Raw genomic sequence first — 3,298 nt, 5'->3', positions numbered from 1 at the left:
CATAATCTGTGACTGAACAATATCAATTCCAGTAACCATCTCAGAAACGGTATGCTCAACCTGGATACGTGGGTTCATCTCAATAAAATATGGGTTGTTCTGATCGTCTACAAGGAATTCCAATGTACCCGCATTACGGTAACCAACATGTTTTACAAGTCGGATCGAACTCTCGAAAATTCTCTGACGAACCTCTTCCGGTACAGTAAATGCCGGTGCATATTCAACAACTTTCTGGTGACGTCTCTGAACAGAACAGTCACGGTCATAAAGATGAACAACATTTCCATAATTATCCGCAAGGACCTGAACCTCAATATGCTTTGGACTTCTTAAATATTTCTCAACGAAAATCTGTTCATCGCCAAAAGCCTTACGTGATTCTTCTCTGGCCTCTCTGTAAGCTTTTTCAAGTTCTTCCGGTGCATTAACAATACGCATTCCGCGTCCGCCGCCGCCGTTGGAAGCTTTAAGCATAATCGGGTAACCGATATAATTTGCTGCATTCTCAACTTCTGCATAACCTGAAACAGCTTTGTCAATACCAGGAATTGTCGGAACATCCGCTTCAATAGCCATCTTCTTTGAGGAAATTTTATCTCCCATAGCACGCATCATATCTGCTGTAGGTCCAATGAATACAATGCCGCTCTTTTCACAGGCTTCTGCAAAGTATGGATTCTCTGATAAAAATCCATAACCCGGATGAATAGCATCTACCTGATGTTCTTTAGCAATACGAATAATCGTATCAATATCCAGATATGCGTCTACCGGACCTTTTTCTGAATTCAGCACATAGGCTTCATCTGCTTTTGTACGGAACATTGCGTACTTATCTTCTTTTGAGAAGACCGCAACTGTGCCGATTCCAAGTTCATTCAGTGCACGGAAAATACGAATGGCTATTTCTCCACGGTTTGCAACCAGCACCTTTTTGAACTTTCTAACTTCGTTATTGTTCATTCCTATTCCTCCTTTTATATGTTTGATTGTTGCATTTTGTTATTAGTGAAAATCGAAGGTGTATAGACACCTTCGATTTATGAAAACGTTTACTGTTGTTTTGATATATATTTGTCAATCGCGTTGACAGCTTCTTCTTCATCCGGACCGTTAGCAATAATTGTAATCTGTTCACCTTCCGCAAGTCCCAGACTCATCATTCCCATAATACTCTTTGCATTTACTTTTTTTTCCTGTATCTCCACATAAATGCTGCTTTCGTACTGACTCGCCACTTGTACAAGTAAAGCAACCGGGCGTGCTTCCAATCCTTTCTGAATATTAATTGTCATACTTTTTGAAATCATAATCGTACCTAGCCTTTCTGACCTTTGCTATTTCTTAATTCCTCTGCTAAAATGCTTAGTTTTCGCAATCGGTGATTGACACCGGATTTGCCAACGGGGGACGATAATAATTTACCCAGTTCAACAAGTGAGGCCTCAGGATAATCCAGACGAAGCTGAGCTACTTCTTTTAATCCTTCGGTTAATTCACTGAATCCAACAGTATCACGGATATAGGTAATGTCCTCTATCTGCTTAACTGCCGCGGACACGGTTTTAGAAATGTTAGCCGTTTCACAATTCACGCGCCGATTTACAGAATTACGCATCTCCTTCAATATACGAATGTTTTCCAGTTCCATAAGCGAAACATGGGCTTCCATCACATTCAATACATCTACGATCTGAGATGCCTCTTTAATGTAGACAACACGGTACTTCTTTCGGGTAATACATTTTCCGTCAATGTTAAATGTTTTCATAATGTCACATAACTGCTGTGCCCGCTCAGATGTTGTACAGACAATCTCAAAATGATAGGTCTTCTCCGGTTCACTGATCGAACCGTTACAAAGAAACATCCCGCGTAAAAATGCCCGTTTACAACATGTCTTCTGAAAAATCAGAGGATGAACCAACGCATAGTCTTGCACAATTTCATCGCTTCCATTCATAAACTTTACGGATTGCAATATTTTTCTCGCATCACGATCGTTCTGAATCTCTAATATGTATATGCGGTTTCTGCCAGCATGAATATGACTTTTTATACATATAACACTATCTATATTATATGTTTTTTTCACTAATGTAAAGTATTTTCTTGCAACCGCTATGTTTTCTGTGTGTATTTTTATAGATACTTTTCCTTTTTCATCCTGAAAGATCCTGCCGCACCCGCTTATAATCGCTCCGATTTCCGCAATTCGACAATGCATGGCGGATCCTACCTGATGTGAAAGTTCTTCTTTAACTCTTGCTGAAAAAGATATAATACTTCACCTCTTCAATTTACTTATTTCTTGCTGCATCTTTTTCGATGTCTCTGTGTTCTGCCTTGGCACTATATCCCAATCCTTTCAGACGCTCATATATTCCATTGGCAACCGTAACAGAACGATGTTTTCCGCCAGTACATCCCACACCAATGACCAGCTGATTCTTTCCTTCCTTAATATACAAAGGCACAAGGAAAACCAGCAGATCTTCAATCTTATTCAAAAATTCTCCAGCCTCTTCACAGTTCATAACATAATCCTGAACTTCTTTTTCATTTCCTGTCTTTTTTCGAAGGTTCTCAACATAATAGGGATTCGGCAGAAAACGAACATCAAATACAAGATCCGCATCTACAGGAATACCATATTTAAATCCAAAGGACAGCACTGTCATAAAAAAATTCTGATAGGGCTCATCCTTTACAAATATTTTATCGACTTCACCTTTCAGATCCCGAACCAGCATCTGACTTGTATCAATAATATAATCAGCCCTGTCTTTCAAAAATTTCATCTTTTTGCGTTCATTTCTTATACCATCTTCGACCCTTCCACCCATAGACAATGGATGCTGTCTTCTTGTTTCTTTATATCGTTTAATAAGAACCGAATCGTTACAATCTAAAAACAAAATCTCATAATGAGAAGAAAAATCCGAAATATTATCCAGAACCTTATTAACCGTCACCAGACCTTCACCGCTTCGGATATCAATGCCAAGGGCAGCTTTTGTCATCGTGCCATCCTCCTGACCGGATACCAGCTCTGCAAATTTAGGCAAAAGAGGAACCGGGAGATTATCCACACAAAAATAGCCTGCATCTTCCAGCATCTTCAATACCGTACTTTTGCCTGCCCCTGACATTCCCGTTACAATAACAAAACGCATTCTGCCATCGCCTCCTCCTGCTTTAAAACTCTCCGATGCACCGGACTTCCGGTTCCAGATGCACATGAAATTGCTCATAAACCTTTTCATCTACATCCCGCATCAACTGACGCACCTGC

Annotated in this window: 4 protein-coding genes; all 4 read right to left on the bottom strand. The window is 39.9% G+C overall.

Annotated elements, in window-relative coordinates; genetic code table 11:
• Positions 1–966 (bottom strand): ATP-binding protein (locus QZZ35_RS10305; RefSeq protein ID WP_291237320.1); only part of this gene is annotated, 966 nt, incomplete at its 3' end.
• A gap of 89 nt (positions 967–1,055) precedes the next feature.
• A complete protein-coding gene (locus QZZ35_RS10300; RefSeq protein WP_291235217.1) occupies positions 1,056–1,313 on the bottom strand; it encodes an HPr family phosphocarrier protein in 258 nt (85 codons plus the stop codon).
• Between the two features lie 8 nt (positions 1,314–1,321).
• Positions 1,322–2,284 carry a DNA-binding protein WhiA gene (gene whiA / locus QZZ35_RS10295; RefSeq protein ID WP_291237322.1) on the bottom strand — a complete coding sequence of 321 codons (963 nt, stop codon included), beginning with the start codon at positions 2,282–2,284 and terminating at the stop codon, positions 1,322–1,324.
• Positions 2,285–2,303: 19 nt separating this feature from the next.
• Positions 2,304–3,179, bottom strand: coding sequence for an RNase adapter RapZ (gene rapZ / locus QZZ35_RS10290; protein WP_291237319.1), 876 nt, complete (start codon positions 3,177–3,179; stop codon positions 2,304–2,306).
• Between the last annotated feature and the right edge of the window lie 119 nt (positions 3,180–3,298).

The organism is Frisingicoccus sp. (genome assembly GCA_016298055.1).
Taxonomy (GTDB): Bacteria; Bacillota; Clostridia; order Lachnospirales; family Lachnospiraceae; genus Frisingicoccus.
Note: the sequence above shows the minus strand (reverse complement) of the source record. Positions and strands in the feature narration are given on the sequence as shown.

Excerpts from the sequence above, each read along its gene's own strand:
- QZZ35_RS10300 (WP_291235217.1), bottom strand. The coding sequence starts at position 1,313 with ATGATTTCAAAAAGTATGACAATTAATATTCAGAAAGGATTGGAAGCA.
- rapZ (WP_291237319.1), bottom strand. The coding sequence starts at position 3,179 with ATGCGTTTTGTTATTGTAACGGGAATGTCAGGGGCAGGCAAAAGTACG.